Here is a 15,453-nt window from a genome sequence, read left to right on the forward strand (position 1 = left end):
ATTAAAAAAATATTTCTCTGTATTCCATGAGGGGACTACTCCATTTCTTTTTTAGCACGGAGCATGTCTCGCTTTCCTAAGGCTCCAGGGAGCTTTTCTACCTTGAAACCAACGGCTTGCATGGCTCGGCGGGCGCTTCCTTTGGAGGCATAGGTTACCAAGATACCCCCTGCCTTCAGTGCCTTGTACATGCGCTCAAAAATGGCCTCTGTCCATAGCTCTGGCTGTACACTGGCCGAAAAAGCATCAAAGTAGATAAGGTCAAAACGCACTTGGTCGCTGATCTGCTCAAAGGATTGTAGGCGTTTTTTAAGGGTAAAGGTGGGGGAGAGGGAAACCGTCTCCTCCCATGGGGCGCTGTGTAGTTGCTGGAAAAAGGCTTGCTTTTGTTGTACTTCCAGTATCTCGGTATAGTTCAGGCAAGCAACTTCTTCAGGGGTGAGGGGATAGGCCTCCACGCCTTCGTAATGAATGGTTTGTCGTAATCTCTCATGTTCTAAGAAGGTAATAAAGGCATTCAGCCCTGTACCGAACCCTATCTCTAACAATTGCACCTCTTGTCCGGCGAAAAGTTCCAAACCTTGGCGGATGAAAACATGATAGGCTTCCCCTATGGCTCCTCGCATGGAGTGATAGTGTTCGCCCCAGTCTTCTATTTCCAGGGTAGTGGATCCGTCCTGAGTGTGTATGATTCTTCTTTTCATCGGAGGGTAAGTGTTTTTTTAAGGTTAGAAAGGGTATTTTCGATGGGCATATCGGCATGGATACGCATATAGTCAAGGCCTGCTTCCTTCAGGATTAGCTCCTTGTGTAGGTCTTCCAAATAGCCCATGGATTGCTGATAGATGGGCTTGCTCAGGCATTCGAGGGCGATAGATTTCCCCGTAGGGGGGGCAAGTAATATATCAATTGTATATCCACCGAAAGGCTCGTCTTGGCTTAGCTTAAGGGTAGGAAATTCCCTCTGTAGCAAGGCAAATATGGCTTCTTTGAATAATAATTGCCCAGGGGTTGTAGCCTCTTTTCTTAGGGCACCGTAGTGGCTGAGCTGTTGTAATACTTCCTCCATAGCTTGGAAAGTTCCCTCACTTACCGCCTTGGTATAAGCCAGATAGGCATAGAGGACAGCCTTGCGGTTATTGGCCTGCTCTTGGGCTAAGGCATCGGCATAATTGAGGAAAACTCCTTCAGGGATGGAGTTGCATACATAGATTTTTTCCTTGGCACGAGTGATGATTACATTGAGCAATTTGTAACCTTTTTGCTGGTTCAAGGGGCCAAAACTTTGGGTAAACTTGCCGTCTTTCTTTTTGCCGTAGGTCACCGAGAGGATAATGATATCGCGCTCATCTCCCTGGATATTCTCTAAGTTTTTGATAAAGAGGCCTGCTTTCTCCAGTGCGGTAAGTTTTTCGGCAAAGGCTTGTTCATGCTCTTGGCTCTTGAGCCATAGGAGCTTTTTGCGAATCAGGTTGCGCTGGGTGATGTTGAAGGTAGCCACTCCTACCGAAGGGTAACTACCATCCTCCCTTGGGGTGATTTCCCGAAGAATCTCTATGACTTTGAGGGCTTCGGCTTCATTGGTATAGTCATGAAAGGTACCATCTACCTGATAGAAGCAGATGGGGTTTTCACTCTCAAAGCGAGGCAAGGGGCGCAATTTTCCATTGTAGAAGGCTATATTGGAAAAGTTTATCAAGTAAGGATGCTTCGAGCGGTAATGGAAGTCCAAGTGATGCTTGTCATACTTGTAGTCAAGAGCAAAATCAAGTAGGGATTCTACCGATAGCAGACTGTTTTTCTGAAGCGCTTGGTCTTCATCTTCGATTTCTTCCTCGTCTTGGTAGTTGCCTTCGAATATTTTACTGAAGTAGTTGCTTGGAGGCATTTGGTGTTCGTCTCCTGCGATGATGACCGTCTTCCCCTTGAGAATAGCCGGGAGATTGTCTTCCAATTTGAGCTGACTGGCTTCATCGAAAACCACATAATCGAAGTAGAAGTTCTTCCCTTGGAAAAGATTGCAACAGCTATCAGGGGTGGTGAGTATTATGGGGAAGAAGGTGGTGAATAGGTCGGTATCTCGACTGGCGATCTCCCTGAGGGATAGTCGGTTGTGCTTTTCACTTCTACGCTTGTTGTATAGGTTGGCTACGGTTAGTTCTTTGTGTTGATTTTCAAAATTCTTTACAGCAGCTATTTGAGCTTGATCCCAGTATCGGCTAATGATCTCCTGTTGGCAGGAGGCAAAGTCCTGATGCTTTGTCCTAAAATCCTCATAGGTATTGGCAGAAAAGGGAGTGAGTGTTTCTGATTTTTCGAGTAGGAAGGCCTTGTAATAGGCGTATAGGAAGGAGGCTTCCCAGTGGGTAGCTTGGGCTTGTATCAATAGGGATACACATCGTTGGAGTAAAGGGCTGAGGGGCTGCTCGAAGGCGAACCATTGGTAGCCGGCTTCCAAGGGATTGTTGTGATCGTTTTGGTAGCGTGCATGTTGGTCAAGGCAGGCTTCTATGTAGTTTTTAAAATCAAAGAAAGTAGTCCCCTCTATAGGGGTGGCGATATAGTTGGCCTCCTTGATCTGTTCTTTGAGTTGCGCCAAAGCTGCGACGAGCGAGCGCAAGGTGTCGTTGGCAAACTTGGGATCGGAGTAGTGGGCTACATCCAAAACGGCAAAGTCTTCTTCGATCTTTTCCTCGAACTGGGCTTTGGTTTTACGGATTTCTTCTCGGTAGCCGAGCACCTGCTCTTTGTTGGCAAAGAGGTTGTCAGTGAGCCAGAGGCTAGTGAAGTTGGGATGTAGGCTTATTCGTTTGATTTCTTGCAAGAGCCATAGCAGTCGTTTTTGCTGCTTTATAGCTTCTTTGCGTTGGCTTAGAAAGAGCGCACTAAGCCTATAGAAAAGCCCTTCGGTACGCTTGCGGTTGTACTGATCGGCATCCTGGGGGAGCAGACTGGTGAGGGCTTCCATCTCATCTATATAAGCGGTGAGCTGTTGGACTTGTTCGGATAGTTCTTCCTTACGCTTGTAGAGATATTCTCCTTTGTATTGTTGGTATAAGCTAAGGATGTGTGCCCATTGTTCTTTGTAACTACTGAAAGCCGTCTCTATATGGTGGAGGGTCTGCTGGTAAGGCTTGGCAATGAGGGTCTTAGGGTGGTATAGGTATCCTTTTTGGTAAGGGGCAAAAGGGGTATAGAGCCGTTGGGCAGGGCGGAGGGTCTCTCTAAGGACGTTATGCTCCTGATCACTGAAGTGTAGGGGCAATCCTTGTAGGGAGATAGGGGTATGCTCGGGGGCATATTGGAGCATTCGGCCGCTAAGCTCTGTCCAGTTTTCTCCCGAAAGTAGGGGGGTGAATAGTTCCTTGTGGTGCTGGTTGATAGCCTCTTTTAGTTGTTTTAATCCATTGATTTTTAGTTCTTTTTCCTCTTTAGGGTAAGGGAGAATGGCTTTTTTGAAAGTAGGGTCGTCCAAGATGTTACGTACGGTATCCACCACCCATTTTCTATCGGCGATACTGTCCTTGATAAGGATGGTGTATTTGCCCAACCCTCTTTTTTGTAAGGCATGGAGTAGCACTTCCAAGGCGGTTTGTTTTTCACATACCACCAATACTTTCTGTTGGTTCTCCAAGGCATTGACTAAGATAGCGGTAAGGGTCTGGCTTTTTCCCGTCCCTGGAGGGCCTTGTATGAGTAGGTGTGATTGCTGTCGGAGTTGTTCCAATATTTCTTGTTGGGAGGGGTCTGTAGGGATACTGGTGAAGCTTTGGAAGTCCTCCTTGGGGGTGCTATTACGGGGTTCGAACTGTTCCTTTAGTGTTTGGTAATCGTTGATGATGTTCTGCTTTTGTACCTCAAAGAGGGAGAAGAGGCCTGCTTTTTCAATGAGGGCATCTCCTTTTTGTGGAAGGAGGGCTTCGTAGGCTGCTTTGGTCTTGATAGGAAGTATCTTGGCGTAGTTGTTTTCTAAAAAATCAAGGTTTTGACTGATTTTTAGTTGTTGGAGAAGGAGAGTACATATTTGGAAGAGCTCTCCCTTGTCTATCTTCCCATCTTCAAGCATTTCGTCAGGGATAGGAGCAAGGGTGATATGGGAGTCATTCTGCAGGTGATTGATAAGCACTTCGTTCAGGTAGATAGGATCGTCCTCATGACGGCTGACTTCCCAGGTGTTGAGCTGGGAGGTAGGTCGTATCCTCACCGACCAAATAAGCACTGGTGCTACTGTAATCTGTCCGTCCGAGAGGTCACGCCTGGCCAAGATAGGAAAGCCAAAGCCTAAGGCATTGACTCCTTTTTCTTGAAAAATGGCCTCACTTTGGAAGATAAGATTATCTACCCCATCGGCTAATTTTTCTAAGAGTAAAGTTTTTTCTTCCAAGGCCTTATTATCCGAGGGAGCCTTTTTAGGCTTAGGTACTTCTAAGGTATCTACGATGGTATATTCACGCTCATCTATATTCGTTGTGGGGGTGTCGTGTAGCGAAAAGGTGAATTTGAGGTTCTTCAGAGTGAGTAAGTCCAAGACAAAGCGCTCTGGAAGGCTCTCAAATATAGTAGAAAGCCTCGATAGGTCAAACTTATAGCGAGAGTTGTTCACTACTGCATTGAGGTGTACCCCACGGCGGTTGCCTACTTTTAATTTCTGCTGAAAGAGGTCAAAGATTTCTTTGTTGAAAGGCTCCATAATAATGACTAATGATAAGTGACAAATGATAAATAGTTAAGCTAGTAGCAAATGGTATATAATAAAAAACTATCATTTAGAATAATGATAGTCTTTCGTGTTGTAAAAAATATAAAAATTATTTACTCATATGAGCAATTACTTCAGGGGTTACACCTACATTGGAGAAGCCGCCATCGTGGTAGAGGTTCTGCATGGTAACCTTGCGGGTAAGGTCGCTGAAGAGGGTCACAGTATAGTTGGCACAATCATCAGCAGTAGCATTACCAAGGGGAGACATCAGCTCTGCATAAGTAATAAAGCCATCGAATCCCTTTACACCTTGTCCGGCAGTGGTCGGAGTAGGGGATTGGGAGATGGTATTGATACGTACATGCTTATCCTTTCCATAGAAGTAACCAAAACTACGAGCGATGGACTCCAAGTAAGCTTTGTTGTCAGCCATATCATTGTAGTCAGGGAAGGTACGTTGGGCAGCGATATAGGTAAGTGCTACGATGCTACCCCATTCGTTCATGGCATCATTCTTATGAAGCGCTTGGCATACCTTGTGGAAAGAAAGTGCCGAAACATCCCAACCTTTGGCGTAAAAATCATAGTTGGACTCAGTATAAGGGATGTTCTTGCGAACATTGACCGACATACCTATGGAGTGTAGTACAAAATCTAGTTTGCCACCGAGGATTTCCACCGCTTTGGTGACCAAGTTTTGCAAATCGTCCATATTGGTGGCATCGGCAGGAATGATCTGAGCACCTGTTTTTTCAGCCAATTCATTGATTTTTCCCATGCGCATCGCAATAGGCGCATTGGTAAGGACAAACTGACCTCCTTCTTCATGTACGCGCTCAGCGGTTTTCCATGCAATGGAGTTCTCATCTAAAGCACCAAAGATGATGCCTCTTTTTCCTTTTAATAAATTATACATAATATATTGTATTTAATTCTGTTGCACAAAAATAAGTATTTTATATTACTATATTACATTACCTAAGTTAGGGTTTTCTTTTATTTTTTTATTTACAGATATAGATAAAATTTTCTCTTTATACTTGAGAATATTTAATTGAATAGTGAAAAGTTTTTGCAAAGATACAATATAAAAACTATATTTCCTTTTTATATAATCTTTCTTTTAATTCTTTTGTAGAAATACAAATATCATATCCTTTTTTCTTCAAACCATTGGAGAGTACTTTATCCAAAGTCCATATCTTATGACCTGTTTCTAAATAAAGTTCTACAAAGGGAGCATCCTCAGTATCTATAGTAGCAACTATTTCTGCTGCTTTTCGGATATTTGGTATTGAAATATCGCTTTCTTTATAAAATATAATGTTTTTTGTAAACTTCTTTATAAGAGACAAAATTTCTTTTTTTGTTCTATGTGTATTTTCTATTATAGTAGGAAGATGTTCTTTCACTTCTTCTAATAGAAAAAGAGGAGCTATAAATTGGATCTTCTGCTTCTTTGCAGTTAATATAGAGGCTACAACTCCTTCAGGAGCATAAAGGCAGCTGAAAATAATATTACTATCAGAAATGACTACCATTTATTATATAACTTGTTCTTTTTTAAGACGTTTTTCCCTCTCTTCATTCCAACGTTGAGCTATTTTCTTATTTACAGATTTAGACATAGATAGAATTTCCTCTTTATACTTGAGAGGTAACCCATCTTCATCCTCTTCTAATGACTGAGAAATGAGTTCAGACTTAGCTTTTCTACTGTTTACAATTTTTACAAAATTAAATTTTTTTAAATATTCTATAACTTCCAAAGCCTGTCTGTTGCTATCATCAATGGTTACTATATATTCCATAGCTATATATTTAATTGAATAACAAGTAGTGAAAAGTTTTTGCAAAGATACAATTTTTTCTTGTAAATAACAATTAGTTACTTCTCATTAGTCGTTTGTCATTAGTCGTTTGTCATTAGTCGTTGGTCACTTGTCGTTAGTCACTACTTCTTGAGCATTTTCTTAATACTATTGAGCTTCATCAGTGCCTCTATAGGGGTGAGATTGTCTATATCGGTATGAATGAGCTGTTCTTTGATACTTTCCAAGAGGGGATCGTCCAATTGGAAGAAACTCAGCTGCATGCCTTCTTTGTTATTCTTAAGTTGCTCTTTATGGTCTTCTAACTGGTGGGTTTTCTCTAATTTCTGAAGGACTTTTTCTGCCTTTTCTATTACATAGGTCGGCATTCCGGCCATTTTGGCTACATGAATACCGAAGCTGTGTTCGCTACCACCCTCCACAAGCTTGCGCAAAAAAAGGATACTCCCCTTGACTTCCTTGACCGATACGGAGAAATTCTTGATTCGGGCAAACTCATTTTGCATCTCATTGAGTTCGTGATAGTGAGTGGCAAAGAGGGTCTTGGCATGAGTAGGATGTTCATGAAGATACTCCGCTATAGCCCAAGCAATGGAAATACCATCATAGGTGCTGGTACCACGACCTATCTCGTCCAAAAGAATTAGACTCCGCTGGGAGAGGTTATTGAGAATCAGGGCTGCCTCATTCATCTCGACCATGAAGGTGGATTCTCCCTGGGAGATATTGTCACTGGCACCTACACGGGTGAATATTTTATCTACGATGCCTATTTTTGCTTGCTGGGCAGGGACAAAACTGCCTATCTGTGCCAAGAGGACGATCAGGGCGGTCTGTCTCAGTAAGGCTGACTTACCACTCATGTTGGGCCCGGTGATCATCATAATCTGTTGGCTTTCATTATCAAGATAGATATCATTGGCAATATAGGGCTGAGTGGGGGGGAGCTGCTGCTCTATCACGGGGTGGCGCGCCTCTTTGAGCTCAATCGTGAGGGAGTTGTCCAACTGGGGGAGGGTATATCCACGTTCTATGGCCAAGGTGGCAAACCCACAGAGGGTGTCTATCTCACCGATCACGACAGCTGTCCGCTGAATGGGGGCAATATAGGTGATGATCTCCTGAACCAAAGTGCTGAAATATTCCTGTTCCAAAGCTGAAATACGCTCCTGAGCATGGAGGATTTTTTCCTCATATTCCTTGAGTTCTTCACTGATATAGCGTTCGGCATTCACAAGGGTCTGTTTGCGTATCCAGTGGGCGGGGACTTTGTCTTTGTGTACATTGCGCACTTCGAAGTAGTAGCCAAAAACATTGTTGCTATCTATCTTCAGGGACGAAATATGAGTCTGAGCGATCTCACGTTCCAATAGCTGATTGAGGTATTCCTTACCCGAGTGCGAGAGGTGGCGCAGCTCGTCCAGCTCGGCGGAGAAGCCTTCGCGAATCGTATTGCCCTTAAGGATATTTACCGGAGCTTCCTCGTCAAGGGTACAAGCTATTTTCTCGCATAGCGATTGTAGGTCTTCGATACGTTCTATAAGCTGCCTAAGGGCTTCCTCTTCCTTGGGAAGGGGGAGTGCCTTCAGGGGGAGTATAGCCAGCAGAGCGTTCTTCAGGTAGATAAGCTCTCGAGGAGTAATCTTTCCGGTGGCTATCTTGGAGAGAAGCCGTTCTATGTCATTGACTTTCTGTAAGTGAGAGCTTACTTGTTCTCTAAGGGAAGCATGTGTAACAAGGGTATGTACTACCTGATGGCGCTGTTGGATTTGGCTAAGCTGGGTCAGGGGTAGGGCGAGCCAACGCCTTAGTAGGCGACTGCCCATGGGGGTGAGGGTCTTGTCTATCACCTCCAAGAGACCTACACTATCTGCTTGGCCTCCTCCATATAGCTCTAAGTTTCGTATGGTGAACTTGTCCATCCATACATATTCGTCGCTGACAATGCGCTTGATATGGGTGATATGCTGTAACTGATGATGCTGGGTCTCGGACAGATAGTGCAGAATGGCTCCTGCACTGATCCACCCATGGCGCATCTGCTCTACCGCAAAACCTTTCAAGGAATTGGTTTGGAACTGTTTGGTAAGGGCTTGGTAAGCGAAGTCTTCTTTGTAGACCCAGTCTTCCAGACCAAAATAGTGCCAGCTGCTGCCGAAGGCCTCTTCGATTTCTTGGCGCTGTTTTTTAGAGATAAGCACCTCATTGGGCTGAAAGTTCTGTAGTAGCTTCTCTATACAAGGGAGATCCCCTTCAGCTAAGTAGTATTCCCCTGTGGAAATATCCAAGAAAGATACTCCAGAGAGGGGAGAGCCGAGCCAAATGGAGGCTAAGAAATTATTTTTTTTGGTTTGTAATAGATCGTCATTGAGCGCCACCCCAGGGGTAACCAGCTCTGTGACACCGCGCTTGACGATGGTCTTGGTGAGCTTAGGGTCTTCCAATTGGTCACAGATAGCCACCCTATAGCCCGCCTTGACCAGCTTAGGAAGGTAGTTGTTCAGGGCATGGTAAGGGAATCCAGCAAGGGAAGTGTCCTCACTGCCATTGTTGCGGGAGGTCAGTACGATGCCTAATACTTGTGAGGTTTTGACGGCATCCTCCTTGAATGTCTCGTAGAAATCACCTACCCTGAACAGTAGCAAGGCATCCGGATACTTAGCCTTAATCTGGTTATACTGTTTCATCAAGGGGGTCTCTTTGCTCGTCTTTGCCATGAGTTATCGGTTTCGTTTGATACTTCCTAAGGGGTCTTCTAAGCCTTCTTTGGCTTTTTCTATCTCTTGTTTTACATCATCAATCAGGGAGGTATCTATCCCTGATTTCTCTACACTTTTGTTGATCTCTTCTTTGATTTCGGAGGTGGCATCTCTTAGCTGTCGCATCCCCTTACCCAAAGTACGGGCTATTTCGGGTATCTTATTGGTGCCAAAGAGCATCACCGCTACAAAGAGGACAAATAACAATTCGGGAGTACTTATAAAAAGTGGTATCATCTATCTATAGGAATTTTTTGCAAATGTACAAAAAATATACCAATTCTCAAAAACAAACAAAGTAGCTATTTTTAAAATATAAAGAGCCTATTATCAAGAGATTGTAGTTATTTGTATATAATCTAAAATAATTTATAGAAAACAAAGGATGAATTAACCATTAACTATAAGTCATGAACGATTATTTTTCGTATTTTTGCATTTCCAAACACAGTATAATGAATTGTGAAATAGAAGCCTTGCTCCATAAGACAGTCTCCCTTTCTGAATCAGAAATACTTGCGCTGCTTACCGAGCATTATCCCGATAAGGTGGTCTTCTCTACCAGTTTTGGAATGGAGGATCAGGTAATTACCGATTTTATCATCAAGGGGCATTTCCCTGTCAAGATTTTTACCTTGGATACGGGGCGTCTGTTCTATGAGACCTACACCACTTGGGAGCAGACCCAAGAGTATTACCATACCAAGATCACTCCTTACTATCCCCAAGCAAAAGCGATAGAGGAGTATGTGCAGGAGAATGGTATCAATGCCTTCTATCAGTCCGTTCCACTGCGACATGCTTGTTGTCATATCCGCAAGGTAGAACCACTCAAGCGAGCTTTGGCAGGCAATAAGGTGTGGATCACCGGGCTTAGAGCCGAGCAATCTCCTCACCGAGAGCAAATGCCTATGGTGGAGTGGGACGAAAGTAATCAAATTATCAAGGTACACTTACTGTTGCACTGGAAAACCGATCAGGTGATGGCCTTCCTTCGCAGCCGTGGTATTCCCTATAACCCCTTGCATGACAAAGGGTATCCCAGTATTGGCTGTGCCCCCTGCACTCGTGCCATCAAGGAAGGGGAAGACTTCCGCGCAGGTCGCTGGTGGTGGGAGCACAAATCCAATAAAGAGTGTGGATTACATATCCACAAATGATCACAAAAATTACAAAATCACATTTATTCTTCTTGTTCTATCCAGGTTTTCATCGCATAGAACATCTCGGCCGAAAAGACATGTCCTGAAGAAAATGTTTGGTAACTATACGAAATATGGTGCTTCTTGAAGAACTCAATAGTATCTTCAGCCCATTCCAAGGAGATAATTTCATTGGAATAACCGTGTAGCAAACAGATTTTTAGGTTTTCAAAATTATTCTTTTGGTAATTGAAACTCAATAGTTTCTTATCTATATAGCTATTGATAGCTATGACACGCTGTACCTTATTAGGGAAAGAAAGGGCTAACGAAAGGCTGAGGATACCCCCTTGGTCAAATCCCATAAGGGTGATCTGTTCCATATCTATATTGAACCGATCACAGGCTTGTCCTATGAAGGTCAAAAGTTTGTGCTGGGTGGCTTGTGCTTGCACTATATCGCACCATTTTGAGGATCCAAGCTCAATGGCATACCAAAAAAACTGATTTTCAGTTAGCTTATAGGGAGCTTGTATCGATATGACAATATACTCCTGTGGGAGTTCGTTGGCTATGGAGAAGAATTCCTCTTTGTTTTGTCCATAACCATGTAGCATGAAAATGGCGGGAGATTTGCCATTCTCCTGCTCTATAATAGCAGGTCTTACCAAATAATTTAAAGAGAAGCCTTTCATCTTTTGGTAGTAAAATGGTAAAAATAGCTTATACACCTATATAGTGACTATATAGGAAAAGGGCATAATTTTTCTGTAAGCGTTTTTTCTTTAGAAGTTAGACGAATAAAATAGGATACTTTGGTAGAAGTTGGAGTAGCATTATCTTGAGAACCATTGACCTCTTTGGGAGATCACACCCAAGACTTTTCCTTTGCAGTTTTCACCAACAAAGGCACAATTTTTAGAAGAAGATTGGATCAAATCTTTGGTCAATACCCACTCTCCCTTATCGGTAAAGAGGGTTAGATCTGCTTTCTGGCCTACTGTGATAGGCGACACAGGTAAGGAGAAACGTTTTTTAGCAGCAGTAAGCATTTCCACCGTTTTTTCCACGGAGAAGTGTTGTAACATAATTCCTAAGGTAGCCTCAAGACCTATGCTTCCGAACTCTGCAAGGTCGAACTCCTTAGCTTTACATTCTATATCAAGGGGGCAATGGTCAGAAGTTACCATATCTATAACCCCGCTTTCCACGCCTTTGCGGAGGGCTTCTACTTGCCGCGCATCACGCAAAGGGGGAAGTAATTTGTAGTCAGTATTGAAGTCGCCTAAGACTTCATCTGTAAGGTGTAGATTACTTACTGCCACACTACAGCTTACATCTAGGCCTTTGGCCTTGGCAGCAGCTATTAGAGCGACAGATTTTTCAGTAGAGATAGTCGGAATGTGTAATCGTCCACCTGCGTATTCGAGGATGGAGAGGTCTCTCTCCACAATAATTTCTTCTGCAAGAGCTGGTATTCCCTTCAGTCCCAATCGGGTAGAAGTGATATGTTCATTCACGACCCCCTTGCCCATGATGGAGCGATCGCAGGGGAAGGAAATCACAATCCCGCCAAATGGAGCGGTATACTGGAGGGCTATCTTGAGCAGGTTGGCCTGAGGGATTCCCCTCTTGTAGTCTCCGAAAGCCACTGCACCTGCTTGCTGCATGTCATACAGCTCCGCTAGATATTCTCCTTTGCTCTCTAAGGTAAGTGCCCCTATAGGGTATAATTGGGTGATAGCCCCTTGGGTAGCATTCTTCAGATAGCCTACTTGGCTTCGCGTTTCAGTAATAGGATGCGTGTTAGGGTTGAGCATTACCTGAGTGAAACCACTCTCACAAGCTACCTTCACTCCGTGAGCTAAGGTCTCGCGCTCCTCATAACCCGGTTCCCCAAAACATACACTGCTATCAGCCCAACCTTGTGAAATATAACAATCCTTTAATACGTTGTCTGCATCTTCACAAGCAATTTCAGTGGCAATCTGCTGGATAATTCCATCTTTTATCAGGACATCTTGTGTCGTTCCGTGGTGGGAACTTGCCTTGTCTATGATAGTTACGTGTTTTAATAAAGTTTTCATATTTCCCTTTATATTTCACCACAAATATAGTACATTTAATTTTAAAAAGCAAGTGTTTTCATGGTTATTTTTGTGTTAAAATTCTCTAATAAAACAGAAATCTGTCTTAGAGGAAAGGAAATGCTCTTTTAGTTAGTATTATTTATGAGATGTAAATGTTAAAAATAGAGCTATTTTCGATGGATTGATACTTCTTTTTTAGGAAAATAAAGTGAAATAGTTAAAAATAAATTTATTTCTCAAGGGCTTGTTATGTCAAAAAAAATGTGTAATTTTGCACAAGTCTAAATAAAAAATATTTTATATATGATTTTGCTCAAAAATCTCTTACTATGGATTGCGATTCTATTGGGGACATCCCTCCATGCGCAATACAAAATCAAGGGTAAAATCCTTGATGAAAATAAGTTACCAATCTCCCAGGCATTGGTAAAATCAGTGGCTACAGGGGAGCAGACCCTTACCGACGAGAAGGGGGGCTACCTCCTTTCCCTCTCCGATGAGCATCCTTCGCTTCAGGTTAGCAAAGAGGGCTATGCGCCCTTGGAGTTCCCCGTGGTACTCCAAAACAACGAAAATAGGGTTACCTATGTGGAAACAATCCTTCGCCGAGGTGCAGAAGAAACACTCGATGGTATCGTAGAACTACAACCGGTGGTAATCTCCGATAACCCAAGTTTGGTGGCCAACTCCGTAGGTTTGGCTAAAGTGAAACTCGATAAAATAGCCGGTGGTACCAACTTAGCCGACTTGAGAAACCTTAATATTCAGCGCTCTCAAACTCTCAAGGATGCGCTCCAGCGAGAACCTGGGATTATTATCCAAGATTTCTTCGGTGGTAATGACCAACCACGCCTTAATATTCGTGGGTCAGGTATCCAAAGTAATCCTCAATCTCGTGGGGTGGCGCTCTCTCAAGATGGGATTCCGATCAACTTCGCCGATGGTTCTTATATAATAGGTGTATTGGAACCTCAAGTTAGCAACCTTGTAGAGGTCTATCGTGGGGCTAATGCACTCGAATATGGCGGTGCTACCCTCGGTGGAGCGATGAACTTCGTAACCAAAAATGGCTATAACGCTTCTCCTCTCAGTGTAAAGATGGAAGCTGGTAGCTTTAATTACTTCAATAGTACCATCTCTTCTGGCTTCTCTGCTGGGCGCAATGACCTTTTCGTGGCTTCTTCCTATAACCATAGCGATGGCTATCGTACTTATAACAGTTCCAAGCGCTTCAATGCTTTGCTGAACGTAGGCCGTAAGTTTACCGACAAGTTCGAGGCACGTCTCTATGCCTCCTTTACCGATCTCTATTTTGATATCCCTGGCCCGCTTACCCGCAAGCAAATGGAAACCGACCGCAAGCAAATCAACAAAGCGCCTAAGATGACTTTTCCTTATGCTTTTGGGCCTAATGTACTACGCGACAAACCAAATCGCAGCAGCAAAATCGCTCGCTTTGGTACCAAATTGGCTTATCAGATCAATGCTCATAACCAAATCTTAGCGACCCTTTATTACCAATATGCCGATGATGCCTTTACCTATCCTATAGCCAATGGGGTACGTCAGGACTTCAATAATGACTATGGGGTACGCCTCTCTTATACCAATACCACTGAGAAAAACGATTTTACCCTTGGCCTGCAGTACAGCCAAGGCCTGATGCACCAGTCCCGCTACCACAACAATCGCGGTAGCTTTGGGGCACTTTTTGCCAAACAAGACCTTACCGCCAACCATGCTGTAGCTTATCTCTCTGATACCTACAAGATTACCCCTTCTCTCTTGGCGAATGTAAGTGTACAAGGTAGCTACGATACTCGTAAGGTAGAGGATAAGTTCACAGGAGCTAAGCGTCCGTTCCTTTTTGTTGCACCTAATGGCTTGCAAGCTCGTGCCTTGCCTAACCCCAATGTGACTACTCCTGTAACAGGTGATTTCACTTACAATGCGATCAATCCTAAGGTAGGGCTTATCTACAAGCTCAATGATCGTGCACAGGTTTTTGCTAACTTCTCTCGTAGCTATGAGCCTCCTACTTTCTTGGAGATTGTACGCTTGACAGGTAGTGCTATACCTAATCCAAATCGCCCCCCTGTGCCTGATCCAAATCGCCCCCCTGTGCTGTATAGCAATAGTTCTTCTAATGTTAATTCAGGACCTACCACCATTACCATCTCTGACCTTAAGGCTCAGCAGGCCTCTACAGTTGAGTTAGGTACCAAAGGGAACTTAGGACAGGCCTTCATTTGGAATGTAAGTGCTTACCACTCTTGGGTGAAAGATGAGATCTTCACCATCGCCGATGGTAGTGTCGGGGTAGGAGGTAATACGGTTAATACGCCTTATGCAACTATCCACCGAGGGGTAGAAGCTGGTTTGCAATCTACTTTCCTTACTCATGTGTTCTCTGCCAAAGAAGATACCTTTACCCTTTCGGTAAACTATAACTATAGCGACTTTTTCTTTGACGGGGGAGAGCTTAAGGGCAACCAAATCGCAGGTATCCCTACCCATTACCTCTTTACAGCACTTACCTACAAGCACCCTATAGGGATCTTTGCTGAGGTAAATCTCGAATCCCTTCCTATAAAGACCCCTATTGACCATAAGAATACTTTATACCAAGATCCTTACAGCCTTGTAGGGGCTCGCTTGGGTTACAAAAAAGGCCAATGGACTTTCTTCTTGCAGGGTAATAACTTAGCTGATAAGGTATATGCTTCTAGTTATTTGGTACAAGCGGAAGTTACCGCACCTAATCCTCCTAGACCCCTTAATCCTGCACCTACTCCTGATGATAAAACCAACTTTATCCCTGGGGTAGGAAGAAACATCATAGGAGGGCTCTCCTATACTTGGTAGTTGGAATTTTTTACATCTTTCATAGAACTTTGTCAGCGCAAAAACGCTGGCAAAGTTTTTTTG

At 43.6% G+C, this 15,453-nt stretch carries 11 protein-coding genes; 2 read left to right on the plus strand and 9 right to left on the minus strand.

The window, feature by feature from the left end:
* Positions 1–35: 35 nt before the first annotated feature.
* The 7 genes from mnmD to HMPREF1551_RS10010 form a co-directional block, all read right to left on the minus strand.
* Positions 36–704 carry a tRNA (5-methylaminomethyl-2-thiouridine)(34)-methyltransferase MnmD gene (mnmD, locus tag HMPREF1551_RS09980; protein ID WP_021629010.1) on the minus strand — a complete coding sequence of 223 codons (669 nt, stop codon included), beginning with the start codon at positions 702–704 and terminating at the stop codon, positions 36–38.
* A complete protein-coding gene (locus tag HMPREF1551_RS09985; protein WP_021629011.1) occupies positions 701–4,690 on the minus strand; it encodes an AAA domain-containing protein in 3,990 nt (1,329 codons plus the stop codon). Before HMPREF1551_RS09985 ends, mnmD begins: the two co-directional genes overlap by 4 nt.
* 118 nt (positions 4,691–4,808) lie before the next feature.
* Positions 4,809–5,618 (minus strand): enoyl-ACP reductase, encoded by an 810-nt coding sequence (locus tag HMPREF1551_RS09990; RefSeq protein ID WP_021629012.1) that lies wholly within the window; start codon positions 5,616–5,618, stop codon positions 4,809–4,811.
* Between the two features lie 178 nt (positions 5,619–5,796).
* A complete protein-coding gene (locus tag HMPREF1551_RS09995; protein ID WP_021629013.1) occupies positions 5,797–6,243 on the minus strand; it encodes a PIN domain-containing protein in 447 nt (148 codons plus the stop codon).
* A 3-nt stretch (positions 6,244–6,246) separates the two neighbouring features.
* Complete coding sequence (locus HMPREF1551_RS10000; RefSeq protein ID WP_021629014.1) at positions 6,247–6,513, minus strand: hypothetical protein; 267 nt, start codon at positions 6,511–6,513, stop codon at positions 6,247–6,249.
* Between the two features lie 143 nt (positions 6,514–6,656).
* Entirely contained in the window at positions 6,657–9,251 is a 2,595-nt protein-coding gene (gene mutS, locus HMPREF1551_RS10005) for a DNA mismatch repair protein MutS (RefSeq protein ID WP_021629015.1), read from the minus strand.
* Between the two features lie 3 nt (positions 9,252–9,254).
* A complete protein-coding gene (locus HMPREF1551_RS10010; RefSeq protein ID WP_021629016.1) occupies positions 9,255–9,530 on the minus strand; it encodes a twin-arginine translocase TatA/TatE family subunit in 276 nt (91 codons plus the stop codon).
* Between the two features lie 218 nt (positions 9,531–9,748).
* Here HMPREF1551_RS10010 and HMPREF1551_RS10015 point away from each other — a divergent pair, with 218 nt between their 5' ends.
* Positions 9,749–10,453: a phosphoadenylyl-sulfate reductase gene (locus HMPREF1551_RS10015; protein ID WP_021629017.1), complete on the plus strand. Its 705-nt coding sequence runs from the start codon at positions 9,749–9,751 to the stop codon at positions 10,451–10,453.
* A gap of 23 nt (positions 10,454–10,476) precedes the next feature.
* On the opposite strand, the gene HMPREF1551_RS10020 is transcribed toward HMPREF1551_RS10015, so the two are convergent.
* A complete protein-coding gene (locus HMPREF1551_RS10020; RefSeq protein WP_021629018.1) occupies positions 10,477–11,130 on the minus strand; it encodes an alpha/beta hydrolase in 654 nt (217 codons plus the stop codon).
* 141 nt (positions 11,131–11,271) lie between these two features.
* Entirely contained in the window at positions 11,272–12,522 is a 1,251-nt protein-coding gene (locus HMPREF1551_RS10025; protein WP_021629019.1) for a dihydroorotase, read from the minus strand.
* Between the two features lie 306 nt (positions 12,523–12,828).
* Between HMPREF1551_RS10025 and HMPREF1551_RS10030 the strand changes: the two genes are divergently transcribed.
* Positions 12,829–15,390 (plus strand): TonB-dependent receptor, encoded by a 2,562-nt coding sequence (locus HMPREF1551_RS10030; protein ID WP_021629020.1) that lies wholly within the window; start codon positions 12,829–12,831, stop codon positions 15,388–15,390.
* Positions 15,391–15,453: the final 63 nt, after the last annotated feature.

It is taken from the genome of Capnocytophaga sp. oral taxon 863 str. F0517, from assembly GCF_000466425.1.
In the GTDB taxonomy this organism is placed as follows: Bacteria; Bacteroidota; Bacteroidia; order Flavobacteriales; family Flavobacteriaceae; genus Capnocytophaga.

What these genes read in the sequence shown, in the direction of transcription:
- mnmD (WP_021629010.1), bottom strand. Translation starts at nt 704, where the DNA reads ATGAAAAGAAGAATCATACACACTCAGGACGGATCCACTACCCTGGAA.
- HMPREF1551_RS10030 (WP_021629020.1), top strand. Translation starts at nt 12,829, where the DNA reads ATGATTTTGCTCAAAAATCTCTTACTATGGATTGCGATTCTATTGGGG.
- HMPREF1551_RS09990 (WP_021629012.1), bottom strand. Translation starts at nt 5,618, where the DNA reads ATGTATAATTTATTAAAAGGAAAAAGAGGCATCATCTTTGGTGCTTTA.
- HMPREF1551_RS09985 (WP_021629011.1), bottom strand. Translation starts at nt 4,690, where the DNA reads ATGGAGCCTTTCAACAAAGAAATCTTTGACCTCTTTCAGCAGAAATTA.
- mutS (WP_021629015.1), bottom strand. Translation starts at nt 9,251, where the DNA reads ATGGCAAAGACGAGCAAAGAGACCCCCTTGATGAAACAGTATAACCAG.
- HMPREF1551_RS09995 (WP_021629013.1), bottom strand. Translation starts at nt 6,243, where the DNA reads ATGGTAGTCATTTCTGATAGTAATATTATTTTCAGCTGCCTTTATGCT.
- HMPREF1551_RS10015 (WP_021629017.1), top strand. Translation starts at nt 9,749, where the DNA reads ATGAATTGTGAAATAGAAGCCTTGCTCCATAAGACAGTCTCCCTTTCT.
- HMPREF1551_RS10020 (WP_021629018.1), bottom strand. Translation starts at nt 11,130, where the DNA reads ATGAAAGGCTTCTCTTTAAATTATTTGGTAAGACCTGCTATTATAGAG.
- HMPREF1551_RS10025 (WP_021629019.1), bottom strand. Translation starts at nt 12,522, where the DNA reads ATGAAAACTTTATTAAAACACGTAACTATCATAGACAAGGCAAGTTCC.
- HMPREF1551_RS10010 (WP_021629016.1), bottom strand. Translation starts at nt 9,530, where the DNA reads ATGATACCACTTTTTATAAGTACTCCCGAATTGTTATTTGTCCTCTTT.
- HMPREF1551_RS10000 (WP_021629014.1), bottom strand. Translation starts at nt 6,513, where the DNA reads ATGGAATATATAGTAACCATTGATGATAGCAACAGACAGGCTTTGGAA.